Raw genomic sequence first — 15,978 nt, 5'->3', positions numbered from 1 at the left:
GTATGACAAGCAATCGCCGCGATCACTTGCCAGACCAGGACCCTCGCGAAGAGGACATGGACGATCCCATTGATGAGATCGACGAACCGGAAGTGATCGACGGCGATGCCGCCGACCAGCCCCAGGAGCCGGCGCCAGCCGAAGGCGTGGACGAGCTCAAGAAGGTGCTCGCCGCCGAACTCTCTACCGACACCACCCAGCACTATCTCAACAAGATCGGCGCCAAGCCGCTGCTGACGGCTGCCGAGGAATTGCACTTTGCGACCCAGGCCAAGGCCGGCGAATTCATCGCGCGCCAGAAGATGATCGAGCACAACCTGCGGCTGGTGGTGTCGATCGCCAAGCACTACATCAACCGGGGCGTGGCCCTGCTGGATCTGATCGAGGAAGGCAACCTGGGCCTGATGCGCGCCATCGACAAGTTCGAGCCCGAGCGCGGTTTCCGCTTCTCCACCTACGCCACCTGGTGGATCCGCCAGAGCATCGAGCGGGCCATCATGAATCAGGCCCGTACCGTGCGGCTTCCCGTGCACATGGTGCGCGAGTTGAACCAGATATTGCGCGCAAAGTATCACCTGGAGGCCCAGCAACGTGACGGAAGAGACGCCAGCGCGGAAGACATCGCGCACCTCGTCGGCCGCCCGGTCGAGGAGGTACAGGATGTGCTTGCCCTGTCCGAGCATGCCGCCTCGCTGGATACGCCGCTGGACAACGACCCCCAGGCCAGCCTGATGGACCTCTTGCCCAGTGCCGTGGAGGAGCATCCCGATACGCGGGCCGAGGGGCAGGAAATGGCCTTGCTGATCCGCGAATGGCTCAAGAGCTTGTCTGAAAAGCAACGCGTCGTCGTGGCCCGGCGCTTCGGCCTGGACAACGATGATCCCTCGACGCTGGAGCAACTGGCCGGCGAAATGGGCATCACGCGGGAGCGTGTGCGCCAGGTGCAGCAGGAAGCCCTGGTCAAGCTCAAGCGGCTGCTGGCCTCTCGTGGCGTGAGCCGGGATGCCTTGTTCTAGGGCTTAGCGCCTCCACTGCTGCGGTTTTCTGCGTGCCGGCCACGCCCGGACTCGCTTGCTGCTTCCCTCCCGGTCCCGGATCGCGGACAATACCGCTTTTGTTTTCGGCAGCGGGCTTCGGTCCTACCCTGTGGTTTCCCTCATGCAACAAGACATCATCATTGAAATCAAGTCGCTCGACATGGACGGGCGCGGCGTTGGTCATCTCGAGAACGAGGATGGCACGCAAGGCAAGGTCATCTTCGTCGAAGGCGCGCTGCCGGGCGAACGCGTCAGTTTTGCGTCCTATCGCAAGAAGCCCAAGTGGGAAGCCGGCGTGATGACCACGCTGCACCGCGATTCTTCGCTGCGCGTGAAGCCCAAATGTGACTATTTCGGCACCTGCGGCGGCTGCGCCATGCAGCATCTGGAGCCCTCGGCCCAGGTCGCCATGAAGCAGCGCGTGCTGGAAGACAACCTCTGGCACCTGGGCAAGACCAAGGCCGAGGTGATGCTGCGTCCCATCTACGGGCCGACCTGGGGTTATCGCTATCGCGCCCGTATTTCGGTGCGCCACGTGGCCAAGAAGGGCGGAGTGCTGGTGGGCTTCCACGAAAAGCGCTCATCCTTCATCGCCGATATGAAGACTTGTGAAATTCTGCCGCCCAATGTCTCGGCCATGCTGGTGCCGTTGCGTGAGCTGGTGGCGGCGCTGTCGATCCGTGACCGCATGCCGCAGATTGAGCTGGCCGTGGGCGAGGGCGATGACGGCAACAAGGTCACGGTGCTGGTGTTGCGCATCATGGAGGCGCTGAGCGCAGCCGATGAGTCCCTGCTCAAGACCTTTGCCGACGAGCACAAGATCGAATGGTGGTTGCAGACCAAGGGCCCGGATACGGCAGCACCTTACTATCCGGCCGAGTCGCGCTTGCAATACACCTTGCCTGAGTTCGGCATCCGCATGCCGTTCAAGCCGACCGACTTCACCCAGGTGAACCACCAGATCAACCGCGTGCTGGTGGCTCGTGCACTACGTTTGCTGGATGTGCAGCCGCACGATCGCGTGGCCGACCTGTTCTGCGGCCTGGGCAACTTCACGCTGCCCATCGCCACGCTGGCGCGCGAGGTGGTGGGGATTGAGGGCAGCACGGCCCTGACGGAACGCGCGCTGGACAACGCCAAGGTCAATGGCGTGGATGCCAAGACCAGTTTCTATTGCCGCAACCTGTTCGAAGCCAAGCCTGAGGATTTCGTGGCGCTGGGCAAGTTCGACCGCATGCTGATCGACCCGCCGCGCGAGGGCGCCATGGAGGTCTGCAAGGCGCTGGTGGAATTGCCGCCGGAACAGCAACACCTGAAGCCCAAGCGCATCGTCTATGTGTCCTGCAACCCGGCTACGCTGGCGCGCGACGCCGGCATGCTGGTGCATCTGGGCGGATATGCCCTCAAGTATGCCGGTGTGGTGAACATGTTCCCGCATACGGCCCACGTTGAATCCATCGCCGTGTTCGACTTGCCGGAATAAGAGCGGACGAGGATGAAAAAAAGCCGGCAATGCCGGCTCAGGTTGATGACGAACCCCGTGTTTTCGAACACGGGGTTTTGTTTTTCAGGCGCAGGTAATTTGCAGATGGTCAATGGCGCAGAAGCTAAGCAAGGCGCTCATTTTTCTCTGTAGCCACTTTTGTACGCTGGCATAGGCGTTCAAGCCCGGTAAAAGCGCGCGCAAGCGCGCCACCAGCAGGGCAATCTTCTTCATGTTCTGGGCCGCCGCCGCCAACAAGCACTGCTCGGCGACCTTGCGCAAGCCGCGCATGCGGGCATAGCGATGTCCGTGCAATTGCTTGGCGTCGGCGAAACTGCGTTCTACCGTTTCCTTGCGTCTGGCATAGATGCGCTTGCCCCATTCGGTACGACGCCGATCATCCACCTTCTCCTTGGAGCGCTCCCACACATGGCGCGTCACCACCTTGACCGCATTGGCGCTATTGGTGCATTGCTCGCGTACCTTGCAGCCCCGGCATTGTTCAGGCTTGGATTTGTATTCCCGATACCCCTGCCGATTGGTGGTGCTGTAGTGCAAGGGCTGACCCTGCGGGCAGATGTATTCGTCCCGATAAGCATCGTACTCATACGCCCGTTTAAAGAATGTCCCCGGCTTGTGGTTGGGTGTGCGGTAGCCCATCACGCCGCTGATCTCGCGATTCTCCAGTCCCTGGCAGACGGCCGGTGTGAAATAGCCAGCATCCAGGCCAACGGCCTGTACATCAAATCCGAACGTCTGGCGCTGACGATCCAGGCGTGCCAGATAAGGTTGACTGTCATGGACTGAGGCGGGCGTGACATGGGTATCGGTAATGATGCAATGCTTGGCATCGACGGTGCGGTGATCCAGGTAGAAGAAGCCCTTGGGCTTGTCGTCGCGCACCATGTAGCCGCTCTCGGGATCGGTGCGACTAACCTTGATCTCTTTGGTGGGCGGCTCATCATCATCGTCGCGCTTGAGCGGCTTCTTGCCATGCTCGGCACGGTCGATATCCACAGCCGCATCCAGTTCGGCCAGATAGGCCGAGGGTGTCTGGGTAACTTGAACGTAGTCGAACTTGTTCTTGTTGGCGTTGGCCTTGAGGTGGGTGCTGTCGCTGTAGAGCACGCGGCCATCGACCATGCCGCGTCCAATGGCCTGGCGCACGATCTCGTCGAAGATCTCTTGATAGACGGTGGTATCAATGAAGCGGCGGCGCCGGTTCTGGGAGAAGGTGGAGGAGTCCGGCACCTTGTCGGTCAGACGGAATCCGGCAAACCAGCGATAGGCCACGTTGACCTGGACCTCGCGGATGAGCTGGCGCTCGCTGCGGATACCGAAGAGGTAGCCGATGAACAAGAGCTTGAAGAGTACCACCGGGTCCAGTGCCGGGCGGCCATTGTCGGCGCAATACAGATGCGCCACCTTCTCGCGGATGAACTCGAAATGCACCGCCGCGTCGATCTTGCGCAGCAGATGGTCCTTGGGCACGAGCATCTCGATGGTCACCATCTCTAACTCGTGCTGGGCGGCTGTCGGTTTTTTGAGCATGACCGATTAAACAACAAAGCCTTGGCTCTCGCCAAGGCTTTGTCATCAATCTGAAAAGCCGGCAATGCCGGCTTTTTTATTGCTCTTGAAACAATGCTGTCTGTCTCAGTCGCGGTTGCCGCCCAGGATGCCCAGGATGGACAGCAGGTTGGCGAACACATTGTAGACATCCAGGTAAATCGCCAGCGTGGCAGAGATGTAATTGGTTTCGCCGCCGTTGACCACCTGTTGCACGTCAAACAAGATGTAGGCCGAGAAGATGGCGATGGCGACCACCGAAATGGTCAGCTGCAGCGCCGGCAGGTGAAGGAAAATGTTGGCCAGCGAGGCCACCAGGATCACCAGCACGCCTGCGAAGAGCCACTTGCCCAGGCCGGAGAAGTCGCGCTTGGACACGGTAGCGATGGTGGCCATGCCGCAAAAGATGATGGCCGTGCCGCCGAAGGCCGTCATGATCAGGCCGGCGCCGTTGGAGAAGCCCAGCGTGTACTCGATCAGGCGCGACAGCATCAGCCCCATGAAGAACGTGAATCCCAGCAGGAAAGCTACGCCCCAGCCGGAGTTCTTGGTCTTCTCGATGGCGAAGAAGAAGCCGAAGGCGATCGCCAGGAACAGCACGAAGCCGATCATCGGGCTGGCGGCGAAGAGGCTGAAATGCATCTGCACGCCCAGCCAGGCGCCCAGCACGGTCGGGATCATCGACAGCGCCAGCAGCCAGTAGGTGTTGCGCAGCACGCGGTTGCGGGTGGCCAGGCTCGTGGTTGAGTGGCCGAAGGTCGTGTCCAGTTGATTCATATGTCCTCCGAAGCGTTGAATGCGAGCCAGAGAATAGCATGATGGCTCATCCTTAAGACAAGTCTTCCCTCGCTCTGGTTCGAGATGCGCAGACATTATATGAACCCTGTGTCCGGTCCGCCATGGCCCTGAGTGCTGTGCCATTGCCCGCATGTGGCGTCAAAGGAGGTGAATTGACGTGATATGTGATGGTTTCATGATAAAATACAAGGTTCATTGAATTATCAATTCTTGGCTTTAAGCCATTATTTTTATTGGAGTTTTTCTCATGGCAATTGAACGCACCCTGTCGATTATCAAGCCCGATGCCGTCGCCAAGAACGTGATCGGTCAGATCTACAGCCGTTTCGAAAACGCTGGGCTGAAGATCGTCGCTGCCCGCATGGCGCAACTGTCGCGCGCTGAAGCAGAAGGCTTCTACGCCGTGCACCGCGAGCGTCCCTTCTTCAAGGATCTGGTGGACTTCATGGTCTCCGGTCCGGTGATGATCCAGGTGCTGGAAGGCGAAGGCGCCATCCTGAAGAACCGTGACCTGATGGGCGCTACCGATCCGAAGAAGGCTGAAAAGGGCACCATCCGCGCCGACTTCGCCGACTCCATCGACGCCAACGCCGTGCACGGTTCGGACGCCGAAGAAACCGCCAAGGGCGAAATCGCTTATTTCTTCCCGGCACTGAACGTTTATTCGCGTTAATCTGTTTCTGTTTTTCATCGGTCTCCCGGGCTCGGGTGGAAACCGGCGCCGCAATTCCTGCAGCGTCTTTCTGTCCTGGTCCCGACCGCAAGCATCATGACTACAGCTCTCACCAATCTGCTGGATATGGATCCCGCGCAACTCGTCGCCTACTGCGGCGAGTTGGGTGAGAAGCCGTTTCGTGCAAAGCAGTTGCAGCGTTGGATACACCAGTTCGGCGTATCTGATTTCGATCAGATGACCGATCTGGCCAAATCGCTGCGCGACAAGCTGAAGACCCGCGCCGAAGTCCGCGCGCCGGCCATCATCAGCGACCATACCTCCAGCGACGGCACACGCAAGTGGCTGGTCGACGTGGGTCAGGGCAATGCGGTGGAAACCGTGTTCATCCCTGAAGAAAACCGCGGCACGCTGTGCGTTTCGACGCAGGCGGGCTGTGCCGTGAATTGCCGCTTCTGCTCGACCGGCAAGCAGGGCTTCAACCGCAATCTGACCGTGGCCGAGATCATCGGCCAGCTGTGGATGGCGGAATTCGAATTGCGCAAGACCAAGGGTATCGAGGGTGGTCCCAAGGGCGAGCGCCAGATCACCAACGTGGTCATGATGGGTATGGGCGAGCCGCTGCTCAACTTCGAGCCGACCGTGACCGCCTTGCGCCTGATGCTGGACGACAATGCCTATGGCCTGTCGCGCCGCCGCGTAACACTGTCGACCAGCGGCGTGGTGCCGATGATCGACAAGCTGTCCCAGGAATGCCCGGTGGCCCTGGCCGTCTCGCTGCACGCCTCCAACGATGCGCTGCGCGATTCGCTCATTCCGCTGAACCGCAAGCACCCGCTGCGCGAGCTGATGCTGGCCTGCAAGCGCTATCTGGAATTCGCGCCGCGCGATTTCATCACCTTCGAGTACTGCATGCTCGATGGCGTCAACGACACCGACACCCATGCGCGCGAACTGGTCGCGCTGGTGAAGGAAGGCGAGACCGCCATTGCCTGCAAGTTCAATCTGATTCCCTTCAACCCCTTCCCCGAGTCGGGCTTGAAACGTTCGCACAATCCGCGCATCAAGGCGTTTGCGCAGATCCTGATGGATGCCGGTATCGTGACCACCATCCGCAAGACCCGTGGCGACGATATCGATGCCGCTTGCGGTCAGCTGGCCGGCGAAGTGAAGGATCGTACCCGCGTGCAGGAGCGCATGCAGAAGATGGCCGAATACCAGGCCAAGTTCGGCCGCGACTTCGGCCGCATCGTGGAGATCTCCGGGTGACGGCAGGGCAGTGCCACTTTCTTGCTGGTCCTGCGGTACCAGCCTTTGCCGCCAAGGCGAGGGAGGCTGCACCGTTTTTTACAGAATGCGTAGCGGGGGCGTCGATGTTGCGCTGGGGCGCAGGCATCGTACGTCCTTTTTGTGTTTTCACTGAAGTTATCGCCCGTCTTGCCGATGTCTGTCAGGGTAGGCTGAAGTTATCGAATTTCCCCGAAGGGACGCGGCAGATGCCGCGCAGGGACGCTCCCAAAGAATCCGGCCAGCGCCGGCTAAAAAAAGCTTTTCCATGTGGAGCATTTGATGAGTGATCAACAAATGAACGAAATGTCGTCGCAGCAACCGCAAGACCCCGGCCCATCGTCCCCGGCCCAGGTCTTGCCCGGTGCCTTGCTGGCTGGGGCGCGGCAGAAGAAGGGCTGGTCCGTCGAGCAGGTGGCCAGCCTGGTCAAGCTGGCTCCGCGCCAGATCCAGGCCATCGAGGCCGACAACTACGCCGCCCTGCCTGGCCTGGCGGTGGCACGCGGCTTCGTGCGCAGCTATGCCAAGGTACTGGGGCTGGATGCCCATGCGCTCGCGGCTGCCATGCCGCAGGAGTCGGCAGTGCAGCAGCGCGACCACATCGTGCCGCAGCATTCGCTGTCCACCCCCTTCTCCGAAGGCCCGCTGCCGGCCATGATGATGAGTACGCGCGGCAACAGCTCGGCGCTGCCCATCCTGGCAGGCGTGGTGGTGTTGGCGCTGCTGGCCGGTGCTGCTGCCGTGCGTTGGACCGAACTGGGCACCAACGTGCCGCAGCTGGCCTTCCTGAAGTCGCACCATGTGGAATCTGCCGCGGCGCCGGACGCTGCTGCGGAGCCTGCGCCGGCCACAGAAGCGGCTTCCAGCGACACACCCGTCAATGCGCGCGTAGAGACCATCACGCCCGCGCCTGCCGAGGAAGCCTCCAGGCCGGCTGCTCCGGCAGCAGAGGCCCCGGCGCCCGCGGCGTCCAGGCCGGAGCCGGTCCAGGCGGCCACCCCTGCGGCCAGCCAGCCGGCGTCGGCCTCGGTGTCGGCTGCGCCTGCCGCTTCTTCTGCTGCGCCGTCGCAGATGTCCTCGACCAGCGTGCCCAGCGGCTTGAACATCGTCAACAGCAAGGATTTGCTGCGCCTGACCTTCCGCGAGGATTCGTGGGTGGAAATCCGCCGTGCTGACAAGAGCACCATCATCTCGCGTCTGCTCAAGGCGGGCACCACCGAGAGCTTCGATGTGTCGGACGCCGCCACCCTGATCATCGGCAACGCGGCCGGCGTTGATGCTACCTTGCGCGGCCAGCCGCTGGACCTGAAAACCCCAGGCGGCAGCAATGTTGCCCGCCTGAACCTGAACTGAACCGACTGTCCATCATGTCTTCCTCCCCGATCGCCTCCGGGCCGCTGGCCCGCCGCAACAGCCGCCGCGTGGTCATCAGCCATGGGGCGCGCGAGATCATCGTTGGCGGTGGCGCCCCGGTCATGGTGCAATCCATGACCAATACCGATACGGCCGACGCCATCGGCACGGCGATCCAGATCAAGGAGCTGGCGCGCGCCGGCTCCGAAATCGTTCGCCTGACCGTCAATACGCCCGAGGCTGCGGCAGCCGTGCCCGCGATCCGTGAACAGCTCGACCGCATGGGGGTGGATGTGCCGCTGGTGGGAGATTTCCACTACAACGGCCACACCCTGTTGACCGACTATCCGGAGTGTGCCCAGGCGCTTTCCAAGTACCGCATCAACCCCGGCAACGTCGGCAAGGGCGCCAAGCGCGACACGCAGTTCGCGCAGATGATCGAAGTCGCCTGCAAGTACGACAAGCCGGTGCGCATCGGTGTCAACTGGGGCAGCCTGGACCAGGCCCTGCTGGCGCGCATCATGGACGAAAACGCCGGGCGCGCCGAACCCTGGTCGGCCCAGGCGGTGATGTATGAAGCCTTGGTCACATCGGCCATCGAAAACGCCCAGCGTGCCGAAGAACTCGGCATGGCAGGCGACAAGATCATCCTCTCCTGCAAGGTCTCGGGCGTGCAGGACCTGATCGCGGTCTACCGTGAACTGGCGCGCCGTTGCGACTATCCGCTGCACCTGGGCCTGACCGAGGCCGGCATGGGCAGCAAGGGCATCGTCGCCTCCACGGCTGCGCTGTCGGTGCTGCTGCAGGAAGGCATCGGCGACACCATCCGCATCTCGCTGACCCCCGAGCCGGGCGGCGACCGTACCAAGGAAGTGGTGGTCGGCCAGGAAATCCTGCAGACCATGGGCCTGCGCAAGTTCACCCCGATGGTGATCGCCTGCCCGGGTTGCGGTCGCACCACCTCGACCGTGTTCCAGGATTTGGCGGACAAGATCCAGACCTTCCTGCGTGAGCAGATGCCGGTGTGGAAGGGCAAGTACCCCGGCGTGGAAGCCATGAACGTGGCCGTGATGGGCTGCATCGTCAATGGTCCCGGTGAATCCAAGCACGCCAACATCGGTATCAGCCTGCCCGGCACCGGCGAATCGCCGGCGGCACCGGTGTTCATCGATGGCGAGAAGAAGATGACCCTGCGCGGCGAACGCATCGCCGAGGAATTCCAGAACGTGGTGCTGGAATACGTCGAATCGCATTACGGTCAGGGCCGCCATGCCTGATCGCCGCGTGGCCCGCTACCAGAGGGTGTTGCGGGCCATGCAGTACACTTGCGCTGGCCCGTCGCACGAAAGATGCGACATATTCCAGCTTCCAAAAATGAAGTAAAAAGCAAAATTCCGGATTTCGGTATGTCAGAACAAAAGAAAGTCGAAAAAATCGTTGGCGTCAAAGGCATGAATGACATCCTGCCGGCCGACGCACCGCTGTGGGAACTGTTCGAGAACACCGTGCAATCGGTGCTCAAGAGCTACGGTTTCCAGCAGATCCGCACCCCCATCGTCGAGCCGACCGCGCTGTTTGCGCGTGGCCTGGGCGAGGTGACCGATATCGTCGAGAAGGAGATGTATTCCTTCACCGATTCCATGAACGGCGACAACCTGACCCTGCGTCCGGAAAACACCGCCGGCGTGGTGCGTGCCGCCCTGGAACACAACCTGACCTACGACGGCCCCAAGCGCCTGTGGTACGTGGGCCCGATGTTCCGCCACGAGCGTCCGCAGCGCGGCCGTTATCGCCAGTTCCACCAGGTCGGTGCCGAAGCCGTGGGCTTCAGCGGCCCGGACATCGATGCCGAACTGATCATGATGTGCCAGCGCCTGTGGGATGACCTGGGCCTGTCCGACATCCGCCTGGAACTGAACTCCATCGGCAACGCGGAAGAGCGCAACAAGCACCGTGCCGACCTGATCGCCTATTTCGAGCAGCACAAGGACTTGCTGGACACCGACGCCCAGCGCCGCCTGCACGCCAACCCGCTGCGCATCCTCGATACGAAGAATCCTGCCATGCAGGCGATGGTGAACGCCGCGCCCAAGCTGCTGGATTACCTGGGTGAAGAATCGCGCGCGCACTTCGAGGGCGTGCAGAAGATCCTGCGCCACAACAATATTCCCTTCACCATCAACCCGCGCCTGGTGCGCGGCATGGACTACTACAACCGTACCGTATTCGAGTGGGTCACCGATCAGCTGGGCTCGCAGGGCACGGTCTGCGGCGGTGGCCGCTACGATCCGCTGATCGAAATGTTCGGCGGCAAGCCGACCCCGGCCTGCGGCTTCGCCATGGGCGTGGAACGCCTGCTGGAGCTGATGAAGGCCAGCGGTGAACAGTACGCACCCAATCAGTGCGACGTCTATCTGGTCCATCAAGGCGAGGATGCACAATTGCAATCTTTCGTTCTGGCTGAACGTTTGCGGACTGCCGGGCTCGATGTTGTGCTACATTGCGCATCGTCCAATGGTGGTGGTTCGTTCAAGGCGCAGATGAAACGCGCCGATGCCAGTGGTGCTGCCTTTGCCGTGATCATCGGCGAAGACGAGCTCAAGGCCGGTACCGCCACCGTCAAGCACATGCGCGAAGGCAATGCCGAGGAAGGGCGTGCCAACCAGAGCAACATGGCCTTCGACGGCGTGGTCGACTACATCGTGGAACAGATCGTGGGCGATCATGACCATGATCACGACCACGTGCACTATCACCCCTGAAGACCCGTTCACCTCGACCGTCAACTTATCTAAACGCAGAGTTACATGGCATACGATCTCGAAGAACAAGAACAGCTGGATTCCATCAAGGCCTGGTGGGCGAAATACGGCAACCTGGTGACCTGGGTGCTGATCATCGCGCTGGCCGGCTATGCCGCCTGGACCGGCTGGAATACTTACCAGGGCCGCCAGTCGGCGCAAGCCTCGGTGCTCTATGAAGAACAGCAGAAGTCGCTGGCCGCCAAGGACAATTCCAAGGTGCAACGTGCCGCCGCCGATATCCAGGACAAGTTCAGCGGCACCGCCTACGCCGAGATGAGCGCGCTGGTGGCGGCCAAGTCGGCCTTCGATGCCAATGATCTGGACGCGGCCAAGAAGCAGCTGCAATGGGTGATCGACCATGGCCGTGGCAAGGAATACAAGGCCATCGCGGCGGTGCGTCTGGCGGGCGTGCTGCTCGATGCCAAGTCCTATGACGAGGCGCTGAAGGTCTTGTCGGGCGATTATCCGGCCCAGTTCGCCGGTGCCATCGCTGACCGCAAGGGCGATGTGCTGGCGGCCCAGGGCAAGCGTGACGAAGCCCGCAGCGCCTACAAGCTGGCACTGGAAAAGAGCGACGCCAAGGACCCAGGCCGCCAGCTGATCCAGATCAAGCTTGACGCCATCGGCGGCGAAGCCCCCAAGGCCTGAGCTGCTACCGAACGTTTGCGTCCATGAATTGACGGGGCCATGATCCGCTACGGCGGATCATCTGCCCGGGAATGGAACCGCAATCCCGCGCGAACCCATCCATCGCTTAGAGGAAACAGAATATGCGTAGTGTGACAGCCACTGCTGCCCAGGCAACATCCTTTGCACGATCCCGCCGCGCCGGCAAGCTGGCGCTGAACGTGGCCGCCATGGCGGCCGTGGTGGCCTTGTCCGGCTGCTCGCTGTTCTCCAGCAAGAAGGATCCAAATCCGCCTGCACCGCTGGTCGAATTCACCCAGAAAATGCGCGCCCAGGCTACCTGGACGGTCAGCGTCGGCAAGTCCGGCAATTACCAGTTCACCCCGGCATTTGCCGCCGGCAGCATCTTTGCTGCGGCCAACGATGGCACCGTGGTGCGCATCAATGCCCAGAACGGCCAGACCCTGTGGCGCAGCCGCGCTGAGGGCGAACTGACGGCCGGCGTGGGCAGCGATGGCAGCACCGTGGTGGTGGTCGGCGAGAAGGGTCGCATCCAGGCCTTCGATGCCGCTACCGGCAAGCCGACCTGGAGCGCCCAGGCGCCCAGCGAAGTGCTGTCGGCACCGGCCGTGGGCGAAGGCCTGGTGGTCATTCGCAGCATCGATAACCGCGTGACCGCGTACGATGCCGACAATGGCAGCCAGCGCTGGATGGTCCAGCGCAACCTGCCCTCGCTGACCTTGCGCAATGCGCCGGGTATCGCGATCGGTTCGCAAACCGCTTTCGTCGCATTGCCGGGTGGCCGTCTGTCGGCGCTGGCACTGAACAACGGTGGTCCGCGCTGGGAGGTGCCGGTGGGCGATCCGCGTGGCACCACCGAACTGGAACGTATCTCCGATGTGTCGGGCGTGCCGGCACTGGGTTCGCGTGACATCTGCGCGGCATCCTACCAGGGGCGTATCGGTTGCTTCGACTTGCTCAACGGTAATGTGCGCTGGATCAAGGAGTTTTCCAGCGATGTGGGCGTCAATCTGGATGACGCTTACGTCTATGCGGCCGATGTCGGCGGTGCCGTCACCGAGTTTGCACGGGATACCGGTGCCGTCATCTGGCGCAACGACCGTCTGAAGAACCGCGTGCTTTCCAGCCCGATCGGCGTGGGCAAGGCGGTGGCGGTAGGTGACTTCCAGGGTTATATTCACTTCCTGTCGCGGGAAGACGGCGCCTTCGTGGCCCGTCTGGCTACCGACGGCAGTGCTATCCAGGCGCCTCCGGTCTCTACCGGCTCGTCTGTCGTTTTCCAAACCAAATCAGGAACCGTGGTCTCCGTCGTCGCCGAATAAGCGGCAGTGACGAACGACCCCCAAGAAAAGAAATGAAACCGGTAATTGCACTTGTAGGCCGTCCCAACGTCGGCAAATCGACGTTGTTCAACAGGCTCACCCGCAGCCGCGATGCGCTGGTGGCGGACCTGCCCGGCCTGACGCGCGATCGTCACTACGGCGAAGGCCGGGTCGGCGAACGTCCGTTCCTGGTGATCGATACCGGTGGCTTCGAACCCGTCGCCAAGGACGGGATCATGTATGAGATGGCCAAGCAGACCAAGCAGGCAGTGGTCGAGGCCGACATCGTGGTGTTCATCGTCGACGGCCGCCAGGGATTGACGCCGCACGACAAGACCATCACCGACTTCCTGCGCAAGTGCGGCCGTTCCGTGCTGCTGGTGGTCAACAAGTCCGAAGGCATGAAGTACACCTCGGTCACCGCCGACTTCTACGAGCTGGGCATGGGCGATCCTTATGTGATCTCCGCCGCTCACGGTGACGGCGTGGCCGACCTGGTGCAGGAAGCCCTGGATCAGGTCGAAGCCCAGCGCGCCCAGGAGCCTGAAGCGGAAGAGCCGGCCGTGCGCGGCACCAAGATCGCCATCGTCGGCCGTCCCAACGTGGGCAAGTCGACCCTGGTCAACACGCTGCTGGGCGAAGAGCGCGTGATCGCCTTCGACATGCCGGGTACCACGCGCGACTCGATTGAAATTCCGTTCGAGCGCGAAGGCCGTCACTACACGCTGATCGATACCGCCGGCATCCGCCGCCGTGGCAAGGTGTTCGAGGCCATCGAGAAGTTTTCCGTGGTCAAGACGCTGAAATCGATTTCAGACGCCAACGTCGTGCTGCTGCTGCTGGATGCCCAGCAGGATATTTCCGAGCAGGATGCCCACATCGCCGGCTTCGTGCTGGAGTCGGGCAGGGCGCTGGTGGTCGGTGTGAACAAATGGGATGGCATGGAAAGCGACCAGCGCAACCAGATCAAGATGGATCTGGAGCGCAAACTGAATTTTCTTTCCTTCGCCAAGTTCCACTTCATCTCGGCCCTGAAGTCGACCGGCATCGGTCCGCTGATGAAGTCGATTGATTCGGCCTACGCTGCCGCCATGGCCAAGCTGAGCACCCCGCGCCTCACGCGTGCGCTGGAAGAAGCGCTGGAACACCAGCAGCCGCGCCGCAAGGGTTCGATCCGTCCCAAGCTGCGCTATGCGCACCAGGGGGGGCAGAACCCGCCGGTGGTGGTGATTCACGGCAATGCGCTGGAAGCCATCGACGACAATTACAAGCGTTATCTGGAAAAGCACTTCCGGGAAACTTTCTCCCTGGTCGGCACTCCACTGCGTATCGAGTTCAAGTCGGGCAAGAATCCTTTCATCCGGCAGGAAAAATAGTCGTAAATCCTGCTATTCGATCAATGTTTTTTGGCGTTGGAGCGAAAATCGTTTAAATTGAATAGCATAAAGTTGGTCAAGCACTTGATATTCCTTGAAGTGCCTCCAAGTCCTAATCACAACAACACCGTGGAGCTGCCATGAGCAACAAAGGGCAATTGTTACAAGACCCATTCCTGAACGCATTGAGAAAAGAGCACGTTCCCGTCTCTATCTATCTGGTCAACGGCATCAAGCTGCAAGGCCATGTGGAGTCTTTCGATCAATATGTAGTTCTGCTGCGTAACACCGTTACGCAAATGGTTTACAAACACGCCATCTCTACCGTCGTGCCTGCACGCGCGGTCAATCTCAGTCTCGAATCCTCGTCCGACGAATAATGGTCTACCTGGCCGGCTTGACGCCGTGGGCATTTTGACATGCGTGCCGCGTTAGTCGGCCTGGACTTCGGCAAGAACGATTTCGCCGCTAGTCTGGATGAGCTCTTCCTGTTGGCAAAATCGGCTGGTGCGGAACCGGTGATCACCATCACCGGCCGCCGTGCCAGTCCGGATGCCGCTCTCTTCGTTGGTACCGGCAAGGCGCAAGAAGTCGCCGAAGCTGTTGCCGATCTCCAGCTCGAACTGGTCATTTTCAATCACGCCTTGTCGCCGGCCCAGCAACGCAACCTGGAGCGGGTGTTGAAGGTGCGTGTGCTCGACCGTACCAGCCTGATCCTCGATATCTTCGCGCAGCGTGCCAAGAGCCACGAGGGCAAGGTGCAGGTCGAACTGGCCCAGTTGCAGCATCTGGCGACCCGCCTGATCCGCGGCTGGACCCACCTGGAGCGCCAGAAGGGTGGTATCGGCCTGCGTGGCCCCGGTGAAACCCAGCTCGAAACTGACCGGCGCCTGCTGGGCGAGCGCGTCAAGGCCTTGCGGGCGGTGCTGGCCAAGCTGCGCCGGCAACATGCTACGCAGCGCCGTGCGCGCGGCCGCAGCGAAACCTTCTCAGTCTCGCTGGTGGGTTATACCAACGCCGGCAAGTCGACCATCTTCAATTCCCTGGCCAAGGCCGGGGTGTATGCCGCCAACCAGCTCTTTGCCACGCTGGATACGACTTCCCGTCGTGTCTACCTGGGCGAGGTCGGGCACGTGGTGATTTCGGATACCGTGGGTTTCATCCGCGAACTGCCTCACCAGCTGGTCGAAGCCTTCCGCGCCACCCTGGAAGAAACCATCCATGCCGACCTGCTGCTGCACGTGGTGGATGCCGCCAGCCCGGTGCGGATGGAACAGATCGAGCAGGTCAATCTGGTCTTGAAGGAAATCGGCGCTGACCACGTGCCGCAAATCCTGGTCTGGAACAAGATCGACGCCGCCGGTCTGGAACCGGCGGTCGAATATGACGAGTATGGTAAAATCCAGCGGGTTTTCGTCAGTGCCAAGTCTGGTGCTGGCCTGGATCTGCTGCGCGAAGCGATCGCCGCTTCGCTCAAGGCCGCCTTGGAGGCCAGGGGTCGCAGCCGTTCTGAGCCAGTCGATTCCGAAGACATGCACGCTTGAGCCGTTCGAGGGGACGGCTCGTTGCTCGTTCCTGGCGCGCATTCCTCCTAGATTCTCTTAATCCATCACTTCAGCCGGAACGCA

The 15,978-nt window shown here is 61.4% G+C and carries 14 protein-coding genes; 12 read left to right on the top strand and 2 right to left on the bottom strand.

The window, feature by feature from the left end:
- Positions 1-2 precede the first annotated feature (2 nt).
- Positions 3-1,016 (top strand): RNA polymerase sigma factor RpoS, encoded by a 1,014-nt coding sequence (gene rpoS, locus AACH55_RS15520; protein ID WP_338715544.1) that lies wholly within the window; start codon positions 3-5, stop codon positions 1,014-1,016.
- Positions 1,017-1,158: 142 nt separating this feature from the next.
- Positions 1,159-2,520, top strand: a complete 1,362-nt coding sequence (rlmD, locus tag AACH55_RS15515) for a 23S rRNA (uracil(1939)-C(5))-methyltransferase RlmD (RefSeq protein ID WP_338715543.1) — start codon at positions 1,159-1,161, stop codon at positions 2,518-2,520.
- 84 nt (positions 2,521-2,604) lie between these two features.
- On the opposite strand, the gene AACH55_RS15510 is transcribed toward rlmD, so the two are convergent.
- Positions 2,605-4,071, bottom strand: coding sequence for an IS1182 family transposase (locus tag AACH55_RS15510; RefSeq protein WP_338715542.1), 1,467 nt, complete (start codon positions 4,069-4,071; stop codon positions 2,605-2,607).
- Positions 4,072-4,176: 105 nt separating this feature from the next.
- The gene (locus AACH55_RS15505; protein WP_338715541.1) at positions 4,177-4,866 is read right to left on the bottom strand and encodes a Bax inhibitor-1/YccA family protein; all 690 of its coding nucleotides are present in this window, start codon (positions 4,864-4,866) and stop codon (positions 4,177-4,179) included.
- A 268-nt stretch (positions 4,867-5,134) separates the two neighbouring features.
- On the opposite strand from AACH55_RS15505, the gene ndk reads away from it, so the two are divergent.
- The 10 genes from ndk (at position 5,135) to hflX (ending at position 15,894) form a co-directional block, all read left to right on the top strand.
- Positions 5,135-5,560 (top strand): nucleoside-diphosphate kinase, encoded by a 426-nt coding sequence (gene ndk, locus AACH55_RS15500; RefSeq protein ID WP_338715540.1) that lies wholly within the window; start codon positions 5,135-5,137, stop codon positions 5,558-5,560.
- Positions 5,561-5,656: 96 nt separating this feature from the next.
- On the top strand, positions 5,657-6,829 hold the full coding sequence (gene rlmN, locus AACH55_RS15495; protein ID WP_338715538.1) for a 23S rRNA (adenine(2503)-C(2))-methyltransferase RlmN: 1,173 nt from the start codon (positions 5,657-5,659) through the stop codon (positions 6,827-6,829).
- 300 nt (positions 6,830-7,129) lie between these two features.
- The gene (locus AACH55_RS15490; protein WP_338715537.1) at positions 7,130-8,200 is read left to right on the top strand and encodes a helix-turn-helix domain-containing protein; all 1,071 of its coding nucleotides are present in this window, start codon (positions 7,130-7,132) and stop codon (positions 8,198-8,200) included.
- 14 nt (positions 8,201-8,214) lie between these two features.
- Entirely contained in the window at positions 8,215-9,477 is a 1,263-nt protein-coding gene (gene ispG / locus AACH55_RS15485; protein ID WP_338715535.1) for a flavodoxin-dependent (E)-4-hydroxy-3-methylbut-2-enyl-diphosphate synthase, read from the top strand.
- 129 nt (positions 9,478-9,606) lie between these two features.
- Entirely contained in the window at positions 9,607-10,962 is a 1,356-nt protein-coding gene (gene hisS / locus AACH55_RS15480) for a histidine--tRNA ligase (protein WP_338715534.1), read from the top strand.
- Positions 10,963-11,007: 45 nt separating this feature from the next.
- Positions 11,008-11,652: a tetratricopeptide repeat protein gene (locus AACH55_RS15475; RefSeq protein ID WP_338715533.1), complete on the top strand. Its 645-nt coding sequence runs from the start codon at positions 11,008-11,010 to the stop codon at positions 11,650-11,652.
- Positions 11,653-11,774: 122 nt separating this feature from the next.
- The gene (gene bamB / locus AACH55_RS15470; RefSeq protein ID WP_338715532.1) at positions 11,775-12,974 is read left to right on the top strand and encodes an outer membrane protein assembly factor BamB; all 1,200 of its coding nucleotides are present in this window, start codon (positions 11,775-11,777) and stop codon (positions 12,972-12,974) included.
- Positions 12,975-13,006: 32 nt separating this feature from the next.
- Positions 13,007-14,350: a ribosome biogenesis GTPase Der gene (gene der / locus AACH55_RS15465; protein ID WP_220407178.1), complete on the top strand. Its 1,344-nt coding sequence runs from the start codon at positions 13,007-13,009 to the stop codon at positions 14,348-14,350.
- 140 nt (positions 14,351-14,490) lie between these two features.
- Positions 14,491-14,730 carry an RNA chaperone Hfq gene (gene hfq / locus AACH55_RS15460; protein WP_006463311.1) on the top strand — a complete coding sequence of 80 codons (240 nt, stop codon included), beginning with the start codon at positions 14,491-14,493 and terminating at the stop codon, positions 14,728-14,730.
- Positions 14,731-14,769: 39 nt separating this feature from the next.
- The gene (gene hflX / locus AACH55_RS15455; RefSeq protein WP_338715515.1) at positions 14,770-15,894 is read left to right on the top strand and encodes a GTPase HflX; all 1,125 of its coding nucleotides are present in this window, start codon (positions 14,770-14,772) and stop codon (positions 15,892-15,894) included.
- The last annotated feature ends 84 nt before the right edge of the window (positions 15,895-15,978 follow it).

Origin of the sequence: Herbaspirillum sp. DW155, from assembly GCF_037076565.1 — a bacterium.
Lineage (GTDB): Bacteria > Pseudomonadota > Gammaproteobacteria > Burkholderiales > Burkholderiaceae_D > Herbaspirillum.
This window is presented reverse-complemented; position numbering and strand designations above follow the sequence as displayed.